Below are 2855 nucleotides of genomic sequence, written 5' to 3'. Positions count from 1 at the left end.
ATTGACTCCATTAACGGTTTCTGCGGCTAAGATTTGCCAACCAGGATAGGTATTTGTGGCAATATGAGTGGCACCATTTTTGATGGCGATGGGGTTATTATTGCCAATTTGAGCATAGAGTTTATTAGTCGCGTCTTGGACTAATTTGGTGTTACCGAAAGCTTCGATTGGGGTGACACTGATATCATCATTTTCAATGGTTCCCGTGGCAGTAGCGGTGGTAATAGTAGCGCCGTTGGTGGCATTGGAGAGGGTGACGGTAAAGTTTTCGTTCAGTTCTACTGTTGTATCCCCCTGAACGTCAACAGTAATTACTTTTGAGGTTTCCCCGGCGGCAAAACTCACGGTTCCTGACGGTAACACGGACCCGACAAAATCCGTGGCATTGGCAGGATTGGTTCCAGTGCCGGTAACTGCCCAACTGACGTTATTGGTTCCCGTGGTATTAACTGAACGAGTGACGGTGAAGGTAAAGGCTTTACTGCCACTATTGCCCTCGGTTTGATTGGCACTGGTGGCGGCAATAGTGAGGGTGGGAACTGCGGGACCACTCACATTTAAGGCCCACAATTCATCACCGTTAACGCCGTTATTGGCAGTGAAGAACAAAGTATTGCCCACTACTGTCAGACTGCTGGGGCTGTAGCCAGAGGCACCGGGGATGATGTCGGCCACCAGAACCGTACCGGCCGCCGTGCCGTCGCTCTTCCATAATTCATAACCGTTCACGCCGTCATTGGCAGTGAAGTACAGGGTACTGCCCACTGCCGTTAGATTGCTGGGGAAGCTAGAGGAGCCGGCGCCGGGGCGGATGTCGGCCACCAGAACTGTACCGGCCGCCGTGCCGTCGCTTTTCCACAATTCCTCGTCAAAAGCCGGATTAGCAGCTAAGTACAGGGTATTGCCCACTGCTGTTAGATTGCGGGGGTGGAGAGAGGAATTAGGGATATCCTTGACCAAAACTGTACCCGCCGCCGTGCCGTCGCTTTTCCATAATTCCCGACCGTACACGCCGTTATAGGCAGTGAAGTACAGGGTGTTGCCCACTGCCGTTAGATTGGGAAGAAAGAAACTGAGGTTGCTATCCTTGACCAGAACCGTACCCGCCGCCGTGCCGTCGCTCTTCCACAATTCCTCACCGTTAACGCCGTCATTGGCAGTGAAGTAGAGGGTATTGCCTACCGCCGTTAGATTGCTGGGGTTAGAGGATGCAAAAAAGGAACCGGGCCAGATATCCTTGACCCGAACCGTACCGGCCGCCGTGCCGTCGCTCTTCCACAATTCCACATCGCTGGCAACCTCGCTATAGGCACTGAAGAACAGGGTACTGCCCACTGCCGTCAGATAGCGGGCAATGGAGCCAAGCCAACCGGGAATGATATCTTTGACTAGAACCGTACCGGCCGCCGTGCCGTCGCTCTTCCACAATTCCGGACCGTTCACGCCGTCATTGGCATTGAAGAACAGGGTGTTGCCCACCGCCGTTAGATTGTAGGGGGAGGAGCTAGAGGAACCGGGGCGGATATCCTTGACCAAAACTGTACCCGCCGCCGTGCCGTCGCTCTTCCATAATTCAGTACCGTTAAGTCCGTCACGGGCAGTAAAGAATAGGGTGTTGCCCACTGCCGTTAGATTGCCGGGGGAGCGGATGTCGGCCACCGCAACTGTACCAGCTACCGTGCCGTCGCTCTTCCATAATTCATAACCGTTAACGTCGTCATCGGCGATGAAGTACAGGGTACTGCCCACTGCCGTCAGGTTTTTGGGGTAGGAGCTAAAGGCACCGGGACGGATATCTACTAAAAAAGGAACGGAGCCGTCGTCGTCAACAATGGTCACGGTTGCCGTAGATGGAGTGCCGAGAGTAGCTCCGTTGGTGGGATTGGAGAGGGTGACGGTAAAGTTTTCGTTCGGTTCTACTGTTGTATCTCCCTGAACGTTAACAGTAATCACTTTTGAGGTTTCCCCCGGAGCAAAACTCACCACCCCACTGGGTAACACTCCCCCGACAAAATCGGCAGCGTTGGCGGGATTGGTTCCCGTGCCGGTAACTGCCCAACTGACGTTATTGCTTCCTGTGGTATTGCCAGGTGGTATTAAACGAGTGACGGTGAAGGTAAAGGCTTTGCTGCCACTGTTGCCCTCGGTTCGACTGCTGCTGGCGGCAGCAATGGTAAAAGCAACATCATCATTGGTAATCGTCCCCGTCACTGGAGTGGTCGTACCTACTGTATAACCTGTCCCAGAAGCAAGAGTTAAAGCGACGGTTTCATCATCTTCAACAGTTGTGTCAGCAGTGGGGTCTATTGTGACTTTAGCAGTGGTTGAATTAGCGGCGAAAGTCACTGTCCCGGTGGTAATGGTGAAAGTTGCTGCACCGCTTTGGGTGTAGTCTGTACTAAAAGTAGCTGTCCCCCCGACTGTATAGTTAACTGTTAAAGCATCGGTGGTTACTCCGCTACGGGTGAAGGTATAGGCCATATTAGCTGTCCCATCTTCACTAACACTGCTGGGAGAAATAGAAAGAGTAACAGTTTGTGGACTGGTAAACTCACTCACATCAATAATCTTTAAGCCACCATGCCCATCAGCTAGATATGCATAGTTACCGACTATTTGTACACCATTAGCAGAGCCAGAAGTATCATAATTACCCTTGAGAGTGGGGTTTGTCGGGTTGCTGATGTCGATGATTTGCAGTCCTGAACCATCATCAGCTAGATATGCATAGTTACCGACTATTTGTACACCCCTAGCAACGCCAGTATCATTATCATAATTACCCTTGAGAGTGGGGGTTGTTGGGTTGCTGATGTCGATGATTTGCAGTCCTGAAATATCATCAGCTACATAAG

The 2855-nt window shown here is 51.7% G+C and carries 1 protein-coding gene; it reads right to left on the bottom strand.

All coding sequences use genetic code 11. The features are described from left to right. Window positions 1-2855, bottom strand: a 2855-nt coding sequence (locus MICAI_RS26265; RefSeq protein WP_304412242.1) for an ELWxxDGT repeat protein, incomplete at both ends; no start/stop codon positions are given.

The organism is Microcystis sp. T1-4 (assembly GCF_000297435.1).
Lineage (GTDB): Bacteria > Cyanobacteriota > Cyanobacteriia > Cyanobacteriales > Microcystaceae > Microcystis.
Note: the sequence above shows the minus strand (reverse complement) of the source record. Positions and strands in the feature narration are given on the sequence as shown.